21 protein-coding genes are annotated in these 21,158 nt (G+C 64.5%); 6 read left to right on the top strand and 15 right to left on the bottom strand.

Annotated features, from left to right (window positions below):
• The first annotated feature begins 28 nt into the window (after positions 1-28).
• The 4 genes from DYI42_RS05650 to DYI42_RS05635 all read left to right on the top strand — a co-directional run bounded on the left by DYI42_RS05650 (position 29) and on the right by DYI42_RS05635 (position 3,661).
• Complete coding sequence (locus tag DYI42_RS05650) at positions 29-823, top strand: GntR family transcriptional regulator (RefSeq protein ID WP_244867593.1); 795 nt, start codon at positions 29-31, stop codon at positions 821-823.
• Complete coding sequence (locus DYI42_RS05645; protein WP_213544953.1) at positions 820-1,791, top strand: TRAP transporter substrate-binding protein; 972 nt, start codon at positions 820-822, stop codon at positions 1,789-1,791. Before DYI42_RS05650 ends, DYI42_RS05645 begins: the two co-directional genes overlap by 4 nt.
• An 81-nt stretch (positions 1,792-1,872) precedes the next feature.
• Complete coding sequence (locus tag DYI42_RS05640) at positions 1,873-2,379, top strand: TRAP transporter small permease (protein ID WP_213544952.1); 507 nt, start codon at positions 1,873-1,875, stop codon at positions 2,377-2,379.
• A gap of 4 nt (positions 2,380-2,383) precedes the next feature.
• Positions 2,384-3,661: a TRAP transporter large permease gene (locus DYI42_RS05635; RefSeq protein WP_213544951.1), complete on the top strand. Its 1,278-nt coding sequence runs from the start codon at positions 2,384-2,386 to the stop codon at positions 3,659-3,661.
• Between the two features lie 105 nt (positions 3,662-3,766).
• Here DYI42_RS05635 and DYI42_RS05630 read toward each other — a convergent pair whose 3' ends face one another.
• The 11 genes from DYI42_RS05630 to xylF form a co-directional block, all read right to left on the bottom strand.
• On the bottom strand, positions 3,767-4,990 hold the full coding sequence (locus DYI42_RS05630) for an NAD(P)/FAD-dependent oxidoreductase (RefSeq protein WP_213544950.1): 1,224 nt from the start codon (positions 4,988-4,990) through the stop codon (positions 3,767-3,769).
• Positions 4,991-5,061: 71 nt separating this feature from the next.
• Positions 5,062-5,232, bottom strand: a complete 171-nt coding sequence (locus DYI42_RS05625; protein WP_213544949.1) for a hypothetical protein — start codon at positions 5,230-5,232, stop codon at positions 5,062-5,064.
• Positions 5,233-5,296: 64 nt separating this feature from the next.
• The gene (locus DYI42_RS05620; protein ID WP_213544948.1) at positions 5,297-6,010 is read right to left on the bottom strand and encodes a GntR family transcriptional regulator; all 714 of its coding nucleotides are present in this window, start codon (positions 6,008-6,010) and stop codon (positions 5,297-5,299) included.
• A 46-nt stretch (positions 6,011-6,056) separates the two neighbouring features.
• Positions 6,057-7,340, bottom strand: a complete 1,284-nt coding sequence (locus DYI42_RS05615) for a TRAP transporter large permease (RefSeq protein ID WP_213544947.1) — start codon at positions 7,338-7,340, stop codon at positions 6,057-6,059.
• Positions 7,340-7,783, bottom strand: coding sequence for a TRAP transporter small permease (locus tag DYI42_RS05610; RefSeq protein WP_213544946.1), 444 nt, complete (start codon positions 7,781-7,783; stop codon positions 7,340-7,342). Before DYI42_RS05610 ends, DYI42_RS05615 begins: the two co-directional genes overlap by 1 nt.
• Positions 7,784-7,855: 72 nt before the next feature.
• Entirely contained in the window at positions 7,856-8,830 is a 975-nt protein-coding gene (locus DYI42_RS05605) for a C4-dicarboxylate TRAP transporter substrate-binding protein (protein WP_213544945.1), read from the bottom strand.
• A 188-nt stretch (positions 8,831-9,018) separates the two neighbouring features.
• A complete protein-coding gene (gene xylA / locus DYI42_RS05600) occupies positions 9,019-10,323 on the bottom strand; it encodes a xylose isomerase (RefSeq protein ID WP_213545006.1) in 1,305 nt (434 codons plus the stop codon).
• A complete protein-coding gene (xylB, locus tag DYI42_RS05595; protein ID WP_213544944.1) occupies positions 10,320-11,759 on the bottom strand; it encodes a xylulokinase in 1,440 nt (479 codons plus the stop codon). Before xylB ends, xylA begins: the two co-directional genes overlap by 4 nt.
• Complete coding sequence (locus tag DYI42_RS05590) at positions 11,760-12,521, bottom strand: ATP-binding cassette domain-containing protein (RefSeq protein WP_213544943.1); 762 nt, start codon at positions 12,519-12,521, stop codon at positions 11,760-11,762.
• Positions 12,521-13,816: a sugar ABC transporter permease gene (locus DYI42_RS05585; RefSeq protein ID WP_440870626.1), complete on the bottom strand. Its 1,296-nt coding sequence runs from the start codon at positions 13,814-13,816 to the stop codon at positions 12,521-12,523. The genes DYI42_RS05590 and DYI42_RS05585 overlap by 1 nt, the downstream gene beginning before the upstream one ends.
• Positions 13,817-13,920: 104 nt before the next feature.
• Entirely contained in the window at positions 13,921-14,952 is a 1,032-nt protein-coding gene (xylF, locus tag DYI42_RS05580; RefSeq protein WP_213544942.1) for a D-xylose ABC transporter substrate-binding protein, read from the bottom strand.
• Between the two features lie 235 nt (positions 14,953-15,187).
• On the opposite strand from xylF, the gene DYI42_RS05575 reads away from it, so the two are divergent.
• Together DYI42_RS05575 and DYI42_RS05570 are read left to right on the top strand one after the other, a co-directional pair.
• A complete protein-coding gene (locus DYI42_RS05575; RefSeq protein ID WP_213544941.1) occupies positions 15,188-16,459 on the top strand; it encodes an ROK family protein in 1,272 nt (423 codons plus the stop codon).
• Between the two features lie 77 nt (positions 16,460-16,536).
• Entirely contained in the window at positions 16,537-17,961 is a 1,425-nt protein-coding gene (locus DYI42_RS05570) for a CRTAC1 family protein (RefSeq protein ID WP_342344614.1), read from the top strand.
• 29 nt (positions 17,962-17,990) lie between these two features.
• On the opposite strand, the gene DYI42_RS05565 is transcribed toward DYI42_RS05570, so the two are convergent.
• Genes DYI42_RS05565 through paaG form a run of 4 tightly spaced genes read right to left on the bottom strand, consistent with a single transcriptional unit; the run spans position 17,991 to position 21,120 of the window.
• Positions 17,991-18,599 (bottom strand): TetR/AcrR family transcriptional regulator, encoded by a 609-nt coding sequence (locus tag DYI42_RS05565; RefSeq protein ID WP_213544939.1) that lies wholly within the window; start codon positions 18,597-18,599, stop codon positions 17,991-17,993.
• 3 nt (positions 18,600-18,602) lie between these two features.
• Entirely contained in the window at positions 18,603-19,907 is a 1,305-nt protein-coding gene (gene paaK / locus DYI42_RS05560) for a phenylacetate--CoA ligase PaaK (protein ID WP_213544938.1), read from the bottom strand.
• Positions 19,904-20,341, bottom strand: coding sequence for a hydroxyphenylacetyl-CoA thioesterase PaaI (gene paaI, locus DYI42_RS05555; RefSeq protein WP_213544937.1), 438 nt, complete (start codon positions 20,339-20,341; stop codon positions 19,904-19,906). Before paaI ends, paaK begins: the two co-directional genes overlap by 4 nt.
• Positions 20,338-21,120 (bottom strand): 2-(1,2-epoxy-1,2-dihydrophenyl)acetyl-CoA isomerase PaaG, encoded by a 783-nt coding sequence (paaG, locus tag DYI42_RS05550; protein ID WP_213544936.1) that lies wholly within the window; start codon positions 21,118-21,120, stop codon positions 20,338-20,340. The genes paaI and paaG overlap by 4 nt, the downstream gene beginning before the upstream one ends.
• Positions 21,121-21,158 lie beyond the last annotated feature (38 nt).

Genomic DNA, 21,158 nt, shown 5'->3' with positions numbered 1-21,158 from the left:
CTATCAGCTTCGATCAAACCTGACTAGTATGGAAGTATGGAAGTATGTAAGCTCTGTGGCGGGAGGAAGACGAATCATGCAAGCAGAACGCATCACATCCGTTGCGCTTGATCCGGCGGCACCAATTACGCCGCAGATCTACGCCCAACTGCGTGACGCCATAATTCGCAACCGTCTTGCCCCCGGTGATCGCATCTCGGAAACCGAGATTGCCCGCACTTGGAGCGTGAGCCGCCAACCCGTGCGCGAAGCCTTCATCCGCCTCGCAAGTGAAGGGCTGCTGGCCGTCTTGCCTCAGCGCGGCACGATCGTGAGCCGGATCAGCTATTCCGCCGTTCTCAACGCGCGTTTTCTTCGCGAGGCCATAGAGGCCGACATCGCAAAGATCCTCGCACAGGATCCGGATCCGGACTTGGTGCGCGAGCTGCGGGATCAGCTTGAAGCACAAGAAAAGCTCGCTGCAACCAGCCCGAAGGACTTCATCGCGCTCGACGAGCAGTTTCACCGCACCCTCGCCGATGGCGCTGCCAAGCGCGGCGCCTGGAAGCTGATCGAGGGGCTGAAATCGCAGATGGATCGGGTGCGCTTTTTGTCCCTCGGCCATTTCCCGGTCGGCAAGCTGATCGAACAACACAGGGCCGTGGTCGACGCCGTCGAGCAGGGCGACATCAATGCCACCGAGACGGCAATTCGCAGTCATTTGCGCGAGGTCCTGATCGACCTGCCGCAGATCCACGCGGCCCAGCCAGATTTCTTTGACGTGCCGGAGGGGGGAGTTCCCGAACCGGTCAATGCACCCACCCAAGGAGGAAACGACCCATGACACTCAACTGGAAAAAGCCGGTTCTCGCCGCCGCGCTGGCTGCGCTGATGGCCGCGCCTGCCGCCGCGCAGGAGATGACCCTCAAACTCGGCCACCTCGCCAACGAAGAAAATCCCTGGCACCTCGCGTCGGTGAAGTTCGGTGAAGAGCTGGCCGCGCTGACCGACGGGCGGATCGTGGTGGAGGTGTTCCCCAACGAGTCGCTCGGCAAGGAGGTCGACCTGATCAACGGGATGCAGCTCGGCACCGTCGACATGACGATCACCGGCGAGACGCTCCAGAACTGGGCGCCGATGGCCTCGCTGCTGGCGGTTCCCTATGCCTACAAGTCGATCGAGCACATGGACGAGGTCGCTTCGGGTGACATCGGTAACCAGATCGAGGCGCAAATCATTTCTGCCGCCCAGATCCGCCCGATTGCCTACTTCGCCCGTGGGCCGCGCAACCTGACTTCGAATCGTCCGATCACCACGCCCGCCGACCTGAACGGGTTGAAGATGCGCGTGCCGAACGTGCCGCTCTTCATCGACGTCTGGTCCGCGCTCGGCGCGGCCCCCGGCCCGATGGCCTTCTCCGAGGTGTTCACCTCGCTGCAGAACGGCACCATCGAGGCGCAGGAGAACCCGCTGGCGCTGATCCGGTCGGCGAGCTTCAACGAGGTGCAGAGCCACGTGAACCTGACCGAGCACGTGCGCTCGTGGATCTACCTGACCATCGCCGAGAGCACCTGGCAGAAGCTTTCCGAGGCCGACCAGACCGCGGTTCTCGAGGCTGCGGCCAAGGCGCAGGCCTACGAGCGGGAACTGTTTGAGCAGAGCGTGGCAGATGACCGCGCCTACCTCGAGGCCAACGGCATGACCTTCGTCGAGGTCGACGGTGCCGCCTTTGCCGCCGCGGCCAAGGATGCGGTGCTGGCCAATGTCAGCGATGAGGTCCGCCCGATCGTCGAAGGGCTGTTCGCCGAGTAATCCGGGGCATCTGACCCCCAACGCACCCGACCGGCGCGGCCCATGCTGCGCCGGTTTTCTGCCTCCCGCCGGAGACGCGCCATGCGATACGCCAGACCGATCATCCGCCTGTTCACCCTGCTGGCCCGCTTGGGGGCGGGGCTGGCCTTCGCGGTGCTCATCTCGGCCGTACTGGTGCAGGTGGTTGGGCGCACCGTCGGGTCCTCCCCGGTCTGGACCGAGGAACTGACACGCTTTGCCCTGCTCTACCTCGTGGCCTTTGGTGCAGGGTTGTCGCTGCGCACCGGTGACCTCGTGAATGTTGATGCCATCAGCGAGTCGCTGCCGGGCAAATTGCCGTGGCTGCTGCGCCTGATCTCCGCCCTCGCCACCGCCGGGCTTGCGCTCTACCTCCTGCCCCACGCTTGGAAATACGTTTCCATCGGCAAGATGCAGACGGCCCCCGCACTCGGTGTGCGGATGGATGTCGCGCATCTCACAGTCTTCATCCTGTTGACCGGACTCGCGCTTTTTGCCGTGCTCCGCTGCTTAGCCATGCTCTCAGGGGCCGAAGATGGCACCCCGGAAAAGCCGGACGAGGAGGCCTGAGGCGATGGATGTCACCATCCTCCTTACCGTCTTCGTCCTTGGCCTTGCGCTGGGTATCCCGGTGGCCATCACGCTGGGCCTGTCGTCATTGGCCTATCTGCTTTACGCGGGCATCCCGCCCGTAGTCATGCCGCAGAAGATGTATGCGGGCATGGACGTGTTCGTGCTGCTCTCGATCCCCGGCTTCATCCTCGCGGGCAACCTGATGAACCGTGGCGGCATCACCCAGCGCATCATCCGCTTCGCCAACGCGCTGGTTGGCTGGATACGGGGCGGCCTCGGCCTTACCAATATTGCCGCATCCATGCTCTTCGGCGGCATCACCGGCACTGCCGTGGCCGATGCCGCCTCTATCGGCGGCGTGATGATCCCGGGCATGAAGAAAGCAGGCTACCCGGCAGACTTTTCCGCCGCCGTCACCGCTGCCTCCTCCACCGTCGGCCCGATCATCCCGCCCTCGGTCCCGATGATCATCGTCGGCGCGCTCTCGGGCATCTCGGTGGGCAAGATGTTCCTTGCTGGCGCGATCCCCGGCATCCTGATGGGCCTCGCGATGATGGTCACCTGCTACGTCATCTCGGTGCGCAAGGGCTTCCCCCACCAGCCGTGGCAGGGTTTCCGCGAGGTGGTGCGTAGCTTTGGAGGGGCGATCTGGGCGCTGGCGATGACCTTCCTCATCATCTACGGCCTGCTTTCCGGCCTTGCCACGCCGACCGAAACTGCGGTGGTAGCCTCGGTCTATGCCTTCGTGGTCGGGGCCTTCATCTACCGAGAACTGCCGCTGAAGGTGGTTCCGGGCATCGTGGTCGACAGCGCCGTGGGCGCCGCCGGCATCCTCGCGCTTGTCGGCTTTGCCAATGTCTTCGGGTGGATCCTCGTCTCCGAGCGCATCCCGCAGGCCATTGCTGATGGCGTGCTCTCGCTCACCGACAACAAGTTTCTCGTGCTGCTGATGATCAACCTGCTGCTGCTCTTCGTCGGCATGTTCCTTGAAACCATCGCCGCGCTGATCATCCTGTTCGTGCCCTTGCTGGCGTTGTCGAACGCGGTGGGGATCGACCCGATCCACTTTGCCACGGTAGCGGTGCTCAACCTGATGATCGGCCTCACCACCCCACCCGTGGGCGTTTGCCTTTTTGTCTGCGCCAACATCGCCCGACTGCCGTTGGCACCGGTGGTGGTGGCGATTCTGCCTTTCCTGCTCACCAATATCCTCGTGCTGCTCGCGGTCACCTACATCCCGCCGCTCGCCACCTGGTTGCCCTCCGTTCTCGCGCCCTAGGAGCCTCCTTGGAAGCACGCGCGGCCGACTTCCGGGCCGATATGCCCGGCCAGGTGGCAGTGCCCTGACCGGGGGCGGTCATCGTGCTTTCAGGGTGGCGACCGCTCAGATAATGGCGGTTTCGACTTCGCCCGTGGCAGCGAGGATGCGGCCCCAGCCCATTGGGCCAAGATCCAGCGTTGTATAGCGCCCGTGGGTGATGAGCTCTGATAGACCGCGCCCCACTGCCGGGGCCTGTTGCAGGCCGTGGCCGGAGAAGCCGTTGGCGAAGTGGAAATTTTCCACCTCGGGGTGTGGCCCGACGATGAGGTTATGATCCAGCGTGTTCATTGCATAATGGCCGGCCCATGCGTTGACCATCTTGATCGCCTCGAAGGCGGGGGAGCGGGCGGCAAGGATCGGCCAGATGATCTCTTCGAAATCCTGGTAACGCGGCTCGAAATCATGGAAGTCCGCTGCCGTATCGACGGGCGGGGCGCAGCCGGTGAGAAAGTAACGCCCCTCAGGGCGGACATAGATGCCCGACGGGTCGATCATCAGTGGCAGGCGCCCTGCGTTGACCGTGGCGGTGCCCTCGGGGCTTTGGGCACAGTCAAAGACGAAGGAGGTGCGCTTGCGCGGTTCCACCGGGATGTGGAGTCCGGCCATGCGGGCCGTAAGTGCGGCGCGCGGGCCAGAGGCGTTGACAACGCAGCCGCAGGCGACGGTCTCGCCGCTTGCGAGGGTGACATGGGTGAGCCGGGCACCTTCGCGGATGAGGCCGGTGACTTCGTTCGTCAACAGTTCGGCGCCATGATCGCGCGCGCGGGCGCGGTAACCTTGCATCATCATAGCGCTGTCGAACCAGCCTTCGCCGACGTTGCCGTAAGAGGCAAGGCGGAGGTCTTCGGTGGCAAGGTGCGGGAAGGCGGCGGCCAGATCAGCGGGCGACCACAGCGACACATCCGCCCCTGCGGCGCGCTGGGTGGCCTGGTTTGCCCGCAGCGTCGCCTCCTGCGCTTCGGTCGCGGCGAGAAAGAGGTACCCGCCCGGATGGTAGCCCAGGCTCGGCCTTTCGGATGGCGAGCCCATCTCGTCGGGCCAGCGGGCAATGACCTCGCCGGCGTGCAGCGACATGGCAACGTTGGTGGGGTGCGAGAACTGCACCCGGATCGACGAGCTGGAGAGTGCTGTGGATGCTTGGGTAAAGCGCGGGTCGCGCTCGACAACCAGGATAGAGCCGTTGAAATCTGTGGAGGTGGCGAGGTGCCAGGCGACTGACGCACCAATGACTGCGCCGCCGACAATGACAACGTCGTAGGTGGGTTTCGCGGGGCGCTGGTGGGGCAATGGAGGCTCCGGGCAGACTATGCCCGGAGACCTTCAGCGAAACCGCAGAAGTTTCAAGAGCCCTTTGTGCCTCAGGCCGTGTGGCCGCGTTCGATGCGGGCGTATTGATCGTTCCGCGCAGCGTCGGGCGCCGTGGGGCGGCGTAGAGAGGCCTTGGTGGCCGGGTGCGTCCCCTCTTGGGGCTGGCGCTTGGCGGCCTCGGTCATGTGCTTGAGCGTGGTGTCGGGGGTCTTATCGGTCATGATACGGTCCTCCTTGGACTCACAAGGTAGGGCCGGAGCGGACCTATATCAACCCGTATGGCGCTCAGGTGAAGTAGTCGCGGTGGGCCGCCATGATGTCGGGGAGTCGCCCGATGGTGCCGGAGAGATGGGCGCGCATGGCGTCCGTCGCTGCCTGCCTGTCGCCTGCCTCGATGCAGGCGATCACCTTGGCATGGGCCTCGATCACCGAGTGCATCTTGTCGCTCCGGGGCAGATCCAGCGTGCGCAGGCGCGCCATCTGGCTGGAGTGCTCTATCTGGAGCCGGTGCATCGCCTCGTAGCCAGCGGCGATAAAGAGCGACTCGTGAAAGCTCTCGTCCAGCTCGCGGAACAGCTCGATCTGGCTGGGGTCGTCCACGAGCGCTTCCTGGATCTTGAGGTAGCCCTTGGCCTTGGTGAGGTCGGCGTCGCCACACAGGCGGCAGAGCCGGTCGACCACTTCGCATTCCAGCCCGGTGCGCAGGAAATTCTCGTTGCGCAGCCGCTCACGGTTGATCCGTGTAACCTCGGTGCGGGACTGGCGATAGGACACGACGAGCGAAATGTCTTCGAGCCGCTGGATCGCCTCGCGAATGGGCGACTGGCTGACGCCGAAGGCCTCGGCCAGTTCGGCGCGATTGAGGATGGTGCCGGGGGGCAGCTTGAGGGCGACGATACGGGTGCGCAGCTCTTCGAAGACCCGGGTGGATGCGGGGACGTTGGCATTGAGCGAAAGGCTCTCTGCTGCATCGAAACCGGGCAGGCTTGCAGTGCTCATTGGCAGTTCCGGGGGGCGCTGGGGCAAAAGGGCAGGGCGATCTCCTTCATCGCATGATCGCGTTGGGTAGTGCCAGTGAGAGCCATGGGAATGCAAGCAGGATGGCGAAGAACGCGGCGAAGGCGAGGAAGAACGGAATGGCGGCGCGGGCATAGGCGCTGGTCTTGACGTCGAGGATGCCGCAGACGGTGAACATGATGACCCCGACGGGCGGGGTGAGCCCGCCGAAGTTGATCAGCAGCACGATGACGATGCCCATGTGCACCGGGTCAAACCCGGCGTGGTTCAGGATGGGCATGACGATGGGGGTGACGAGCAGGATATTGGCTGCCCCTTCGAGAAACATGCCCGTCACGACGAGGATGCCACAGACGATGAGCAGCAGGCCCAAAGGGTTTTCTGTCAGCGAGGTCATGAAGGAGGTGATCTCCTGCGGGGCACGTTCGATTGTCATGGCATAGCCGAGCACGGCCGCCATCATGATGAGCAGCATGACCATGCCCAGATCGGACATGGTGTTATGGAAGGCGGTGATGATGCGGCGCAGGGTGAGTTCGCGGTAGGCGAAGAGGCCGACGGCGATGGCGTAGAGCACGAGGAACACCCCGGCTTCGGTCGCGGTGAAGAAGCCGAAGCGGAACCCGATCACGAGGAAAACCGGGAACATCAGCGCCCAGACACTGTCCACGAAGCTTTGGCCGAGGTCGCGCAGGGAAGGAGGTTTGGGCAGGTCGGGCGCGTAACCGTGGTGGCGGGACACCAGCAGGGCGGCGAGCATCAGCGTTGCCGTGAGCAGAAGCCCGGGCAGCAGGCCGCCCACGAAGAGCCGCCCGATGGAGACTTCGTTGATGTAGCCGAAGAGGATGAGCCCGATGGAGGGCGGTATGGTAGCGGTGATGATCGAGCCGAAGGCCAGCACCGCCGAGATGAAAGCGGGCGCATAGCCCTGCTCGCGCATCGAAGGGCCGAGCAGCCGCGCCTCCATCGAGGCGTCGGCCACCGCCGAGCCCGAGATGCCGCCCATCAGCATGGAAAGCACAATGGAGACCTGCGCCAGCCCGCCCGCCATCCAGCCGGTGAGCAGGCGTGAGAAGCGCACCAGACGCTCGGTGATGCCCGCCTCGTTCATCAGGTTGCCAGCGAGGATGAAGAAGGGCACGGCGAGCAGGGGGACTTTTTCGAGCGCGGTTACCATCTTCTGGATGGCGATGGTGGTGGGCATGGTGCCTGTGAGCACAAAAACCGGGATCGCCGAGAGCATCAGCGAGAAGGCGACGGGCAGGCCGATCATCAGGAACAGGATGAAAAGGAAGGCGATGAGCAGCAGCATCAGGGCGCCTTCCAGCGTGTGACTAGTTGTGCCCCGAGCGTGCGTAGCCAGAGCAGGATGCCGACGGGCATGGCGAGGTGGATGTAGGACTTGGGGATCTGCAACGCACCGAGCATGCGCTTTTGCATCAGCGGCACGTTGATGGCGGCGTAATAGAGCAGGTAGCAGAGCAGGCCCATCACCACGGCGACATTGGCCAGTTCGATCCAGCGGCGCGCGGTGGGCGGCACGTTGTCGAGCACGACAGAGAGGCCGAAGTGGCGTTGCTGTTGCATGGCAATGTCGATGGCCAGCACCACCAGCCAGACGAAGAGCGCGGTGGAGACCTCAAGTGACCAGATGATTGGCGTGCCCATCTTTCGTGACACCGCGGCGGTGGCGACGAGCAGGACGATGGCGGCCAGCAGCGTGGACGCGAGGGTGATTTCGATGCGTTTGAACATGGGGTCAATGCCGGCGCGGCAAGGACCGGGCTGCTGGAAAGACGGCCCGGACTAGCTGCAAGCAGGGCAGGATCACTCGCTCAGCACGTCCTGAACCATCTGCGCTTCGGCGGTCAGGTTCAGCAGTTCATAGACCGGCTGCACCGCCGTTTTGAACGGCTCCAGATCGACCTCGGAAATGGTGACGCCGCTGGCGGCCACGTCTTCGAGCGCCTTGTCGCCCATCTCGATGGTGAGGCCGGAGGCATAGCGTCCGTTTTCGACCGCGAGATCGCGCACGATCGTTTTGTGTTCGTCAGACAGCGCGTTCCACGAGTCCGCGGAGATCACCAGCGCGGTGACGAGTTGGATGTGGCCGGTCTTGGTGACATTCTTGATCACCTCGTAGAGTTTGGCGCCCTTGATCGCGGTGGGCTGAGCCTCGGCGGCGTCGATGGTGCCGAGTTGCAAGGCCGAATAGACTTCGCCCCAGGCGATGGGCGTGGGCTCGGCGCCCATGGCGCGGATGGTTTCGATCCAGACCGGGGCGCCGATGGTGCGCATCCGCACGCCGGCGAGATCGGCGGGCGAGGTGATGGGCTTCTGCGTCAGCGCATGGCGTGCGCCCTGATACCAGTTGGAGGCCAGCATCACGAGTCCGGCCTCTTCGGCCAGTTCCTCACCCCAGCCCAGGTAGGCCTCGGAGAGTGCAAACTTGTCTGCGTCCTCATAGGTGTCGAAGAGGAAGGGAGCCGACATGATGGCGAGCGAGGGCACGAATTCGGACAGGCGGGCCACGTCAGTTACGGTGCCCACACCGCCGCCCGCGCGGGCCTGATCGAGCATCTCGGTCGTGTCGCCGAGCTGGCTGTTGTGGAAGACCTCCACGACAACCTCGCCATCGGTGGCTTCAAGCACTTCGCTGGCGAACTTCTCAAGCCCCTGGCCCATCGGGTCGTCGGGGGCGAGCACGGTGCCGATACGAATGGTGGTCTCGGCGAGCGCAGCCGAGGTCAGGCCAGCCGAAAGGATGGCCGCGAGGCACGCGGTCTTGGTGAAGATGGTCATCTGGTTTCCTCCCACGGAAATTTACTGAAATTGAAATATCAATTGCATAGGTATCTTAAAAATGGTCGGGGAAGCGTCAACGGGTGCAAGTGGGCGAAACTGAAGAGATGTGGCCGTCACAGGCCCAAAAATACAGACGCCCGCGCCGAGGGCGCGGGCGATACCAGGGCGAGGGACCGGCGGGCCGGTCAGGCGACGAATCGGCTGACGAGGTTTTCGAGCTTTTCCTGCTTGCCAGAACGGGGCTCAGGGTTGATCTCCTCCTTGGCCACCCGCTCTGCGATAGTGGCCAGGTCGGAGGTCAACATGGCCTTGTTGGCGGGGGCGTTCCAGCCAGCATAGCGCTCGTCCAGCGCCGCTTGTAGCGAGCCTTCCTCGATCATCGCATGGGCCTTTTTCAGACCAAGGGCGCAGATGTCCATGCCGCCGATATGGGCGGCAACCAGGTCTTCCGGGTCCAGCGATTGGCGGCGAAGCTTGGCGTCGAAGTTGGTGCCGCCGGTGGTGAAGCCGCCTGCCTTGAGGATTTCGTAGTAGGCGAGGGTGGTTTCGCGCAGGGACACCGGGAACTGGTCCGTATCCCAGCCGGATTGATAGTCGTTCCGGTTCATGTCGATGGAGCCGAGGATGCCGAGAGAGGCCGCCAGTGCCAGCTCGTGCTCGAAGCTGTGACCGGCGAGGATGGCATGGCCCTGCTCGATGTTCACCTTCACCTCGCCTTCGAGGCCGAAGTCCTTGAGGAAGCCGTAGACGGTGGCGACGTCGTAATCATACTGGTGCTTGGTGGGTTCCTGCGGCTTGGGCTCGATCAGGATGGTGCCACCAAAGCCGATCTTCTTGGCGTAGTCCACGACCATCGAGAGCATCCGCCCAGCCTGCTCGCGCTCGCGCTTGAGGTCGGTGTTCAGCAGGGTCTCATAGCCCTCGCGGCCGCCCCAGAGCACGTAGTTCTCACCGCCGAGCTTGGCTGTGGCGTCGATGCAGGTTTTCAGCGTCGCTGCAGAGAAGGCGAAGACATCCGGGTCGGGGTTGGTGGCAGCGCCCGACATGAAGCGGCGGTGCGAGAAGAGGTTGGCGGTGCCCCAGAGCAGCTTGGTCTTCGCGCTCTCCATCCTGGTGCCGATGTAGTCGACCATCTCTTCGAGGTTCGCCGTGTTCTCGGCAAAGCCCGCGCCCTCGGGGCGGATATCGACATCGTGGAAGCAGAAGTAGGGCTGGCCGAGGATGGCGAAGAGATCGAACGCCGCGTCGGCTTTGGCCTTCGCCTTATCCATCTCGTTGCCGAACCACGGCCGCTCGAAAGTGCGCCCGCCAAACGGGTCGCCGCCCTCCCAGGCGAAGCTGTGCCACCATGCGACGGCGAAGCGCAGGTGCTCTTCGAGGGTTTTGTCGCCCAGCATCTCGGTCGGGTCGTAGTGGCGGAAGGCGAGCGGGTTGAGGCTTTCGGGGCCTTCGTATTTTGCGGCTTCGATACCGGCGAAGTAGGACATCAGCTCAGGCCTTTCAGGGCTTTGTAGGTTTTCTGGTAGCGGGTGTGCGCCTCGGTGAAGGCGTCTTGCAGCGCCGCCTCGGGCTGGATCACGCGGGCGATCTCGGGGCGCTTGGCGGCCTCTGGCCCGGCGCCGGTGGCGGCCATGAGGGCGAGGCGGGCGGCACCATAGGCGCCGCCGAAGTCGCCTGCGACCGGGATCTCGACCGGCACGCCGAGAGATGTGGCGATGGCCGAGAGCCAGTAGTCGGAGCGGGAGCCGCCGCCGACGGCGAGGATGCTGTCGTAATGCGTGCCGGTGGCGGCGAGGGCATCATGGCAGTCGCGGATGGCGTGGGTGACGCCTTCGAGCACGGCGCGGGTGCCGGCATCCAGATCGGTTACATGCTCAATGCCGGTGAGCGAGCCGCGGATCTGCGCATCGTTGTGCGGGGTCCGCTCGCCGCCGAGATAGGGAAGGAAGAGCGCGCGGCCAGGGGCCTTCAGCGGGCCAAGCTCGGAGGTGAGCTGCGCGGCGGGGGAGCCGGTGAGGCGGGCATACCATTCGAGCGCATCGGTCGCGGCAAGGATCACGCCCATCTGGTGCCAGATGCCCGGGAGCGAGTGGCAGAAGGTGTGCACCGAGGTTTCGGGCGCAGGGGCGTAGCTTTCGGTTGCCGCCAGCAACACGCCCGAGGTGCCGAGGCTGACAAAGGCCTGCGCCTTGCCCACGACGCCAACGCCCACGGCGGAACAGGCGTTGTCGCCCCCGCCGCCAGCGACGATCACGTTCGGCCCCATGCCCCAACGCTTGGCCAGTGCGGGCCGCAGGGTGCCGGAAGGGGCGGAGCCTTCCACGAGGCTCGGCATCTGGTCACGGGTGAGACCGGAGGCATTCAGCAGGGTATCTGACCAGTCGCGCGCGCCGGTATCGAGCCAGCTGGTGCCGGAAGCGTCGGACATCTCGGAGACGGCCTCGCCGGTGAGCCAGTAGCGGAGGTAGTCCTTTGGAAGAAAGACGCGTGCGATCCGGTCTCGCAGCTCGGGCTCATGCGCGGCCATCCAATGTATCTTGGGCGCGGTGAAGCCAGGGAAGACGATGTTGCCGGAGATTGCGCGGAAGCTCGGATCTGCGTCCAGCGCTGCGGCTTCATCTGCCGAGCGCGTATCGTTCCACAGGATGGCGGGGCGCAGGACTTCGTCGGCGGCATCGACACAAACCGCGCCGTGCATCTGACCTGAGAGGCCGATTCCCTGGACCTTTGCCAGCGAGTGACGGGCGGCGAGCGCATCAAGCGCGGCCTCGGTGGCCGAGAGCCAGTCTGCCGGGCATTGTTCGGACCAACCAGGATGGGGGCGCTGGACGGTGAGGGGCGCGTGGGCCTCGCCGACAACGGCTTGCGCATCGTCGATGAGAACGGCCTTCAGGCCCGAGGTTCCGAGATCGACGCCGAGGAACATCTAGGCGGCCTCCCTCGGATTCTTTCCGAGGATGATCATCGACAGAATGTCATCCTCCGTCACGTCTTCGACCCGCTCGGTACCGACAAGCTGGCCGTTCTTCATGACGGACACGCGATCACACAGCTCCAGCATCTCGCGGGTGTCATGGGAGATGAGGAAGATGCCGAGGCCCTGGGCCTTCAGCTCCTGGATCAGGTCGGCGACCATCTTGGTTTCATGAACGCCGAGCGCGGCGGTGGGCTCGTCCATGATCAGGATTTGCGCGTTGAAATAGACTGCGCGGGCGATGGCGACGGATTGGCGCTGGCCGCCGGAGAGGGCCGAGACGGGCTCCTTGATCTTTTTGAAGTTGGGGTTGAGGCGCGCCATGATCTTGCGGGTCTCGGCCTCCATCTTATCATCATCCACGAAGCCCAGCGGCGTCACCAGCTCGCGTCCGAGGAAGAGGTTGGCGGGGGCATCGAGATTGTCGGCAAGTGCGAGCGTTTGGTAAATCGTCTCTATGTTGTAGTCGCGGGCATCGCGGGGCGAGGTGATCGTGGCCTTCTCGCCGTTGATGCGGATTTCACCCGAGTCCATCTGGTAGGCACCCGAGAGAATCTTGATGAGGGTGGATTTGCCCGCGCCGTTGTGGCCGAGCAGGCCCACGACTTCGCCTGCATGCAGGTTGATCGACACGCCGTCGACGGCCTGCACGCCACCGAAGGCGATGCGGATATCCTTCATCTCGACGAGGGGTGTTCCGGTTGTGTCAGACATCACTTCACCCCCATGCGTTTGCGGTAGACCTGGTCGATCCAGACGGCGAAGACGAGGACCGAGCCGACGACGATGTTCTGCAGCGGGGCATCGACCCCGACCATGCCCATGCCGGAGGTGATGGACTGCATGATGAGCGCACCGAGGATGGCGCCGTAGATGGTGCCCGAGCCGCCCGAAAGGGCGGTGCCGCCGATCACGGCTGCCGCGATCACCCGCAGCTCGTCGAGTGTGCCGATGTCGTTGGCGTGGTTTTGCAGGCGGGCCTGGGCCACCAGCGCGGACAGCGCGCAGAGGGTGCCCATGATGGCGAAGACCTTGACCGTCAGCTTGCGGGTGTTGATGCCCGAAAGCTCGGCGGCATCGGGGTTGCCGCCGGTGGCGAAGATGTAGCGCCCCAGGCGCGTCTTGCGGGCCACCACCGTCATCGTAATGGCGACGCCGATCAGGATGAGCACAGAGATTGGCAGGCCATGGCCGGTGGTGAAGCCATCGGGCAGCTCCTGACCCTGCGCCTCGAACATCCGGCGCAGTTTGCCGCGCGGAATGTCGTAGCTGTTAAGGAGCCATGTGAAGCCGAGGATCGACCCGGCGGCCAGCGCAGCCATGACCGCCTCAGCCCAGGCGGGCTTCACGGGGAAGTCGTGGCGCACCTTGTTGCGGCGGGCTGCGTAGATCGCGAGTACAGAGAGCGCGGCCAGCAGCCCCCCCACGATCCAGCTCCAGGTTTCGCCGAGGATGCCTTCGGAGCCACCGAAGAGCAGCACCGTCTGGTCGAGTGGGCCGATGGTTTGCCCGGAGGTCAGATACCAGGCTGCAAAGCGCCAGACGAGAAAACCGCCGAGGGTCACGATGAACGCGGGAATTGCCTGGTATCCGATGAGCCAGCCGTTGAAACAGCCGATGATCGCGCCGGTGGCAAGACCGGCAACAATGGCAAGGGGCGCAATGAGCGGGGAGCCGAGCTCAAGCCCCAGGCCTGGCAACCAGCGGGCTTGCAGCATGGCCATGATGGCGGAACAGAAGGCCAACAGCGCGCCCACGGAAAGGTCGATGTGGCGGGTCACGATGACGAAGACCATTCCCGTTGCCATGATGGCGACCGAGACCGTCTGGATCGTGAGGTTGAAGATGTTGCGGGCCGAAAGGAAACGCCCGTCGGTGTAGAAGTTGAAAACGAGGCAGATGGCCAGAAATGCGCCGATCATGCCGAGCAGGCGCGTATCGATTTCCAGCGTCTGCATCAGGCTGCGGCGCGGCGGGGCCGTGGTTTTGGAAGTGGCGGCGTCGCTCAAGGCTCGATCTCCCCCCGGAAATATCGGTGTGCTTGGTGGCCCCTATGGGAAGAGGCGGTGCGGGCCCGGCCGCGCGCAAGTGGCGGCCGGACTCGCGTACAGTATCAGTTACAGGGCGCGGGGCCGTCGGTAACGCCCTGGCAGAGCGCGTCGACCTCGATCCAGCCTGCGTCCGTCACGGTGGTCAGGTTGTCCTGGGTAACGGGGACGGGCTCGAGGAACTGCGCGGTCAGCGTGGTGCCGCCGGGCGAGGTCCATTCCGCGGCGCCTTCGATGTCGGCCATGGCGGTGCCGCTGGCCAGCTCGACGGCGATTTCACCGGCACGCTTGCCGAGTTCACGGGCATCCTTCCAGACCGAGACGGTTTGAGTGCCTTGGGCGATACGGTTCAGCGCTGCATGGTCGCCATCCTGACCCGAAACCGGGATGCCCTGCATGCCCTGCGCGGTGAGCGCGGCCACAACGCCGCCGGCGGTGCCGTCGTTGGAGGCCACGACGGCATCGACGTTGTTGTCGTTCTCGGTCAGGATCTGCTCCATGTTGCGCTGGGCGTTGGCCGGGAGCCAGCCATCGGTGTAGGCCTCGCCGACGATGGTAATGTCACCGGCGTCGATCGCGGCTTGCAGCACCTCCTGCTGACCGCCGCGCAGGAAATCGGCGTTCGGATCGGTGGGCGAGCCCTTGATCATGACGTAGTTGCCGCTCGGGGCCTGCTCCAGCACGGCGCGGGCCTGCATGCGCCCGACTTCGACGTTATCGAAAGTCAGGTAGAAGGCGCGCGGGTCCTCGATCAGCCGGTCATACCCCACCACCGGGATTTCCTCGTCGGCGGCGGCCTGCACGGCGGGGCCGATGGCCTGTGCGTCCTGCGCGAGGATGATAAGCGCGTCGACACCCTGGCTGATCAGGTTCTCGACGTCGGTGAGCTGCTTGGAGGCCGAGCTTTGTGCGTCGGTCGACACATAGGTGGCCCCTGCGGCTTCGAGCGCCGACTTGATTGCGGCCTCATCGGTCTTCCAGCGCTCTTCCTGGAAGTTGGACCACGAAACGCCAACGGTGACACCGTGGCTTTCGGCGAATGCGGATGTGGTGAAGGCTGCCGACGCCAGCGCGGCGGCGAGGATTGTCTTCTTCATGATGTCCTCCCATGGGTTCAGCCTGCCCCGCCCGGAGGCGCGGTGAGGCACCCGACTCTTTCGTTCAGGCAGGGCAAGCGTGCAGATGTTTCATTCGGTTGTCAAAATAAATGTTTCGCGGGTCGAGCTGTTCACAAGCTAAGAATTTGATTTCCGATTAAATCCTTGCGTTTCTTGCTCGAAACATGCCTAGCTGAACGACAAGGCGCGATCATTAACTTGATAAGTTGAAGTAATGCAGCTCAATCTAACCCACCAGACTGCAGATGCGAGCCATCGCCTCGCCGGGTGTGGGCCAATCCGAAGCCGAACGGACGGAGAAAACGCCGCGCCGCTGCGACTGTCGGCCTATGAGCGCATCCGAAGCGCCGGAAAGATTGCCCGTGTGGACCTCGCCCGCGCTCTGGACGTCAGCCCTGCGACGGTTACGGCGGTGGTGACCGAGCTCATTGGAGCGGCGCTTGTTGAAGAGGTCGAGGGCACCGCCAGGACCAGCGCGCGCGGACGCCCTCCGGTGGCGCTCAGGGTGCGCGGCGGGGCAGGCTATGTCATCGGGCTTAAATTGGCAGAGTTCAAGCACACCGCAGTGCTCACGGACATGGCGGGCAAGACGATGGCCTCGGCCACTCTGGATCGGGAAGCTCACGCAAGATCCTTGAAAGTGGTATTGCGCGAAACCGAGGCGCTCGTTGCCGACGTGATCGAAAAGGCTGGCGTCGACCCTGCTGCTGTCATTGCGCTGGGCGCCGGGCTGCCGGGGCTCGTGGACCATCCGGCGGGGCTGGTGCATTGGTCGTCGGTGCTGGAGGGCGAGGCTGTGCCACTCGCACGGCTTCTTTCGGAAACGCTTGGTATCCCGACCTGGATCGACAATGACACCAATCTGCTCACCCTCGCCGAGCTCTGGTTCGGCCGTGGACGGATGGCGCGGGATTTCGCCGTCGTCTCCATCGAACAGGGTGTTGGCATGGGGCTGGTGCTGCGGCAGGGCCTGTTTCGGGGGGCGCATTCGTTGGCGCTGGAGTTGGGGCACACAAAGGTTCAGCTCGACGGTGCTCTGTGCCGCTGCGGCCAACGCGGGTGCCTTGAAGCCTACACATCCGATTACGCGTTGGTGCGGGAGGCACACACTGCCCTGGAGCTCGACAGCCGCTTGCAACTTTCGCCGCAGATGGTGCTGGAGAGCCTGCATGACCGGGCCAAGGCAGGGAACGAGGGCGCGCGCAGTATCTTCCGCCGCGCCGGGCGTTACATGGCGGCGGGGCTGGCGAATGTTATCAACCTCTTCGACCCCTCTCTCATCATCCTGTCCGGCGAGCGCATGCAGTATCAGTACCTCTACGCCGAGGAAGTGATGCGCGAGATGGAGGAATTGATCGTGGGAAAGGGGCGCAAGGCGCCGGAGGTAACGGTGAATGCCTGGGGTGATCTGGTCTGGGCGAGGGGCGCGGCGGCATTGGCGCTGGAAGTCGCGGCCGAAACACTGGTGGGGCGAGAGGCGGCGTGATCCGATCTGCTTTGGTGGCTGCACTGGCGGCAGGGCCGACTTTTGCCGAGCCTCGTTTCGAGTCTGTGACCTTGCCGGTGGAGCATGTTTACACGGGGGGGTGGGAGCATTTTGTCGGTGGTGGCGTGGCGGTTTTCGACTGTTCGGGCGATGGCCTGCCGGAGATCGTGGCGGCAGGAGGAGATGCGCCCGTCGTGCTGTTGCGCAACGGCGGCGATATGGCGTTCACCAAGGGCGCATTCCCGGAGATCACCCGGGTCACCGGGGTGTTTCCTCTCGATATTGACAGCGACGGGCTGACCGACCTTGCTTTGACACGAGTGGGTGCGAACACGCTGCTGCGGGGGACGGGTGGTTGCGGCTTCGCACCGGCAGGCTGGGGTTTTGACGGCGGAGACCGCTGGTCCACTGCTTTCTCGGCCACATGGGAGACAGGCGCAGCCTGGCCCACGCTTGCCTTTGGCAACTACGTGGATCGCGACAACCCGGACGGCCCATTCGAGGCCTGTGATGTGAATCATCTCTATCGCCCCGCCCCTGAAGGGTACGGGCCGCCCGAGGTGCTCACCCCGGGCTTTTGCGCGCTCTCGATCCTGTTTTCGGACTGGGCGCGGCGCGGGCAGCAGGATTTGCGGATCTCGAATGATCGGCATTACTACGTGTCTGGCGGGACGGAACAGATGTGGCGGCTCGCGCCGGTGCCGCGCCTGCTGGGGGACGCCGAGGGGTTCGAGCCGGTGTCGATCTGGGGCATGGGGATTGCCAGCCGCGATCTGACCGGAGACGGGCGGCCCGAGGTCATGCTCACCTCGATGGGCGACCAGGTGCTGATGGAGTGGGATGGCGCGGGCTATGTGCGCGCGCCCTATGGCAGCGGCACCACGGCCACCAGGCCCCACACCGGTGAGGATGGCCGGCCTTCCACTGGATGGCATGCCGAGTTTGGTGATGTGAACAACGACGGGTTGGCCGATCTGTTTATTGCCAAGGGCAATGTCGACCAGATGCCGGGAATGGCAATGGAGGATCCGAACAACCTGCTGATGCAGGGGGCGGACGGGGTTTTTGATGAAGCCGGAGTGGTGGCAGGGGTGGCGTCGCCCGCGCGCTCACGCGGTGCGGCGCTGGCCGATCTGGATGGCGACGGGCGGCTCGACCTTGTGGTGGTGAACCGCCGCGCACCCTTGGAAGTCTATCGCAACGTGACGGAGGGCACCGGCAACTGGCTTGCGGTCGCCCCGGCGTTGCCGGGCGCAAACCGTGATGCGGTCGGCGCTTGGGTGGAAGTGCGGGCGAACGGGCGGACCGATGCGCAGGAACGTACCATCGGCGGGGGCCATGCCGGATCGCAGCTGATGCCACTGCACTTTGGGCTGGGGCAGGCTGACACTGCCGAGGTGCGCGTCATCTGGCCCGATGGGCAGGCAAGCCCATGGACGGTGCTGGACGCAGGCCGGAGTTACAGCGTTGCCTATCCCGGTACGGAGTGGCGGGCACAGTAGGCCAAACCGCGCCGACATTTTCCCAAGGCTCAGGGGACGATCCGCACACCGTTTAGCCCGTCGAGGGCGAGCCCCGCCACCAGCGCGGCATAGTCGTCGCGCTCGCCCGGCGAGGCGTGGGGCTGCCACATGTGAAACCAGTTCAACATTCCGAAGACAGACATCGTGACATCGCGCATCCGGGCGTTGTTTTGCGCAAGCGCTTCCGGGGCGAGTGCCGCAAGTGCAGAGGAAACCCGGTGCACCATATCGCGCTGGTAGTCTTTAAGCACGGCCTGGCTTTCTGCCGGCAGGGTGGCGAGCGCGTTCATCTGGAGCTGGTGCTTGTGGTCGGCGCCCTCATAGTCGCGCAGGATCACCCGGAGCATGGCGACAAGGCGGGGCCGCGCCTCGGCCTCCGCTGCCTCCACCGTGCGGATCCGATCGCGCAGGCGCTTGAGGTGGACATCGAGAATGTCGAAAAGCAGCGCCTCCTTGCCCTCGTAGTAGTGGTAGATCAGCGCCTTGGAGATGCCGCATGCTCGCGCGACCGAAGCCATCGAAGCGCGGTCATAGCCGCCCTCAGCAAAGACGCGGGCGGCGGTGAGCAGGATGTGCTCTCGCTTTTCCTCGTGGTCGGCGGCAATGGGGCGGGCCATGGCTTAATCTTTCGGGCGGCTGTCGACCACCCGTTGCGCCTTGCCCTGCGAGCGGGCCACGCCCTCCGGGTCATGCACTTCGATCCGCGCGGTGATGCCGATGACCGACTTGATGTGATGTGCCAGTTCCTTTGCCGAAGCCTCTCGCGCGGCGCTGCCCTCGACGGTGCACTCGCAATGCACGGTGAGCGCATCCATCCGTCCGGCACGGGTCAGCTCGATCTGGAAATGCGGCGCGAGGCCGGGGCACTTCAGCAGTTGCTCCTCGATCTGGGTGGGGAAGACGTTTACACCGCGCAGGATGATCATGTCATCGCTGCGGCCTGTCACCTTCTCCATCCGCCGCATGGAGCGGGCGGTGCCCGGCAGCAGGCGGGTGAGGTCGCGGGTGCGGTAGCGGACGATCGGCATGCCCTCCTTGGTGAGCGTGGTGAACACAAGCTCACCCATCTCGCCGTCTTCCACCGGCTCGCCGGTTTCGGGGTTGATGATCTCGGGGTAGAAGTGATCTTCCCAGATGTGCAGCCCGTCCTTGGATTCGACGCACTCGTTCGCCACGCCGGGGCCCATTACCTCTGAAAGGCCGTAGATATCAACCGCATGCATGTTGAAGGCCTGTTCGATCTCTTCCCGCATCGCGTTTGTCCATGGCTCGGCGCCGAAGATGCCGACCTTCAGCGGCGAGGCGGCCGGATCGAGCCCGGCGGCGCGATACTGGTCAAGGATCGACAGCATGTAGGAGGGGGTGACCATGATAATGGAGGCACCGAAGTCCTCGATCAGCGTGACCTGCCGCTCGGTCATGCCGCCTGACACGGGCACCACGGTGCAGCCCAGCTTTTCGGCGCCGTAATGCGCGCCAAGGCCGCCAGTGAATAGGCCATAGCCATAGGCCACGTGGATCACGTCGCCCGGCTTGCCACCAGAGGCGCGGATGGAGCGGGCGACGAGCGTGGCCCAGGTGTCGATGTCCTTCGCGGTGTAGCCAACGACAGTTGGCTTGCCAGTGGTGCCGGAGGAGGCGTGCAGGCGATTGATGCGCTCGCGGGGGACGGCGAAGAGGCCGAATGGGTAGTTGTCGCGCAGGTCCGACTTCACGGTGAAGGGGAACTTGGCGAGGTCTTTCAGGCTCTTCAGGTCGCTCGGGTGCACGCCGGCTGCATCGAAGCTGGCCCGGTAGAACGGCACGTTCTCGTAGGCGTGGGCGAGCGACCATTTCAGGCGCTCCAGTTGCAGCGCCTCTATTTCGTCGCGCGAGGCGATTTCGATAGGCTCGAGGGTGTCACGGGGGGGCGTGAGGTCGATCATTGTTCGTTCCCTTCGTCGAAGAGGGTGCCGGGGATGGCGCGGGAGAGGCCGCGGAACAGGGCGATCACGCGCCCGTCGTCGCCGGTGACGGTGACGTCCGTCAGACCGGTGCGGCCCTGCAGGTTGGCTTCCTGCGCCTCGGCTTTCAGGGTCTCGCCAAGGCGGCCCGGGGCGAGATAGGTGATCTGGTTCTGCTGGGCCACGGTGGACTGGTTGCGGCTGTTGCAAGCGAAGGCGAAGGCTGAATCGGCCAGCGCGAAGATCACCCCGCCGTGGCAGATGCCATGGCCGTTGCAATGGTGGGGAGCGACGGTCAGCGTGAGGCTCGCCGTGCCTTCGGTGACCTTGCCCAGTTCCATGCCGAACCATTTGGAGGCGGCATCACTCGCCCACATGACGGCGGCGGAATGTGCGGCACGTTCTTGCGGGGTCATTCCTTGACACCGAAGTTCGGGGTACGTTTTTGCAGGAAGGCGGCGACGCCCTCGGCATAGTCCGGATGCGCGCCGCAAATCTTTTGGGTTTGAGCTTCGAGATCGAGCTGCTCTTCCATTGTGTTGGCCATGGAAGCGTGCAGCGCCTGCTTGATCTGGCCGAGGCCGTGGGTGGGGCCTTGGCTGAGCTTTTTAGCAAGGGCGCGGGCTTCGGGCATGAGTGCGTCGTCGGGCAGGGCCTTCCAGATCAGGCCCCAGTCGGCGGCGGTTTCGGCGGGCAGCGGCTCGGCCGTGAGCGCGAGAGCCTTGGCACGGGCCATGCCGATGAGATGGGGCAGGGTCCAGGTTCCGCCTGCATCCGGCACGAGGCCGATCTTGCCGAAACTCTGGATGAACCTGGCGCTCGTCGCGGCCAGCACGATGTCGCAAGCGAGCGCGACGTTCGCCCCGGCCCCTGCGGCCACGCCGTTGACGGCGCAGATCACCGGGCAGGGCAGGGCCCGGATCTGGCGGATCAGCGGGTTGTAGAACTTTGTTAGGGTTTGGGAGAGATCTGGGGTGCCGTCCATTTTCGCGGGGTCTCGATCACCCAGATCCTGCCCGGCGCAGAATCCCCGGCCTGCGCCGGTGAGGAGGATGGCGCGCGCCTCTGCCGCGGCATCGAAAGCGGCGCGCAGCGCCAGATGCATTTCCTCGTTGAAACTGTTGAGCTTTTCCGGCCGGTTCAGGGTGAGTTCCACCCAATCAGCATGGCGCTCCACGCGTATTGTTTCGCTCATTTCGCTGTCCTCCCAAGGGAATCGTTTGCATAAACCGT

Source organism: Vannielia litorea, assembly GCF_018424695.1.
GTDB classification, from domain to species: Bacteria; Pseudomonadota; Alphaproteobacteria; order Rhodobacterales; family Rhodobacteraceae; genus Vannielia; species Vannielia litorea_A.
The sequence above is the reverse complement of the archived record's forward strand: the minus strand, read 5'-3'. Positions and strand labels throughout refer to the sequence as shown.

Excerpts from the sequence above, each read along its gene's own strand:
- DYI42_RS05650 (WP_244867593.1), top strand. The coding sequence starts at position 29 with ATGGAAGTATGGAAGTATGTAAGCTCTGTGGCGGGAGGAAGACGAATC.
- DYI42_RS05645 (WP_213544953.1), top strand. The coding sequence starts at position 820 with ATGACACTCAACTGGAAAAAGCCGGTTCTCGCCGCCGCGCTGGCTGCG.
- DYI42_RS05640 (WP_213544952.1), top strand. The coding sequence starts at position 1,873 with ATGCGATACGCCAGACCGATCATCCGCCTGTTCACCCTGCTGGCCCGC.
- DYI42_RS05635 (WP_213544951.1), top strand. The coding sequence starts at position 2,384 with ATGGATGTCACCATCCTCCTTACCGTCTTCGTCCTTGGCCTTGCGCTG.
- DYI42_RS05625 (WP_213544949.1), bottom strand. The coding sequence starts at position 5,232 with ATGACCGATAAGACCCCCGACACCACGCTCAAGCACATGACCGAGGCC.
- DYI42_RS05620 (WP_213544948.1), bottom strand. The coding sequence starts at position 6,010 with ATGAGCACTGCAAGCCTGCCCGGTTTCGATGCAGCAGAGAGCCTTTCG.
- DYI42_RS05615 (WP_213544947.1), bottom strand. The coding sequence starts at position 7,340 with ATGCTGCTGCTCATCGCCTTCCTTTTCATCCTGTTCCTGATGATCGGC.
- DYI42_RS05610 (WP_213544946.1), bottom strand. The coding sequence starts at position 7,783 with ATGTTCAAACGCATCGAAATCACCCTCGCGTCCACGCTGCTGGCCGCC.
- DYI42_RS05605 (WP_213544945.1), bottom strand. The coding sequence starts at position 8,830 with ATGACCATCTTCACCAAGACCGCGTGCCTCGCGGCCATCCTTTCGGCT.
- xylB (WP_213544944.1), bottom strand. The coding sequence starts at position 11,759 with ATGTTCCTCGGCGTCGATCTCGGAACCTCGGGCCTGAAGGCCGTTCTC.
- DYI42_RS05590 (WP_213544943.1), bottom strand. The coding sequence starts at position 12,521 with ATGTCTGACACAACCGGAACACCCCTCGTCGAGATGAAGGATATCCGC.
- xylF (WP_213544942.1), bottom strand. The coding sequence starts at position 14,952 with ATGAAGAAGACAATCCTCGCCGCCGCGCTGGCGTCGGCAGCCTTCACC.
- DYI42_RS05575 (WP_213544941.1), top strand. The coding sequence starts at position 15,188 with ATGCAGCTCAATCTAACCCACCAGACTGCAGATGCGAGCCATCGCCTC.
- DYI42_RS05565 (WP_213544939.1), bottom strand. The coding sequence starts at position 18,599 with ATGGCCCGCCCCATTGCCGCCGACCACGAGGAAAAGCGAGAGCACATC.
- paaK (WP_213544938.1), bottom strand. The coding sequence starts at position 19,907 with ATGATCGACCTCACGCCCCCCCGTGACACCCTCGAGCCTATCGAAATC.
- paaI (WP_213544937.1), bottom strand. The coding sequence starts at position 20,341 with ATGACCCCGCAAGAACGTGCCGCACATTCCGCCGCCGTCATGTGGGCG.
- paaG (WP_213544936.1), bottom strand. The coding sequence starts at position 21,120 with ATGAGCGAAACAATACGCGTGGAGCGCCATGCTGATTGGGTGGAACTC.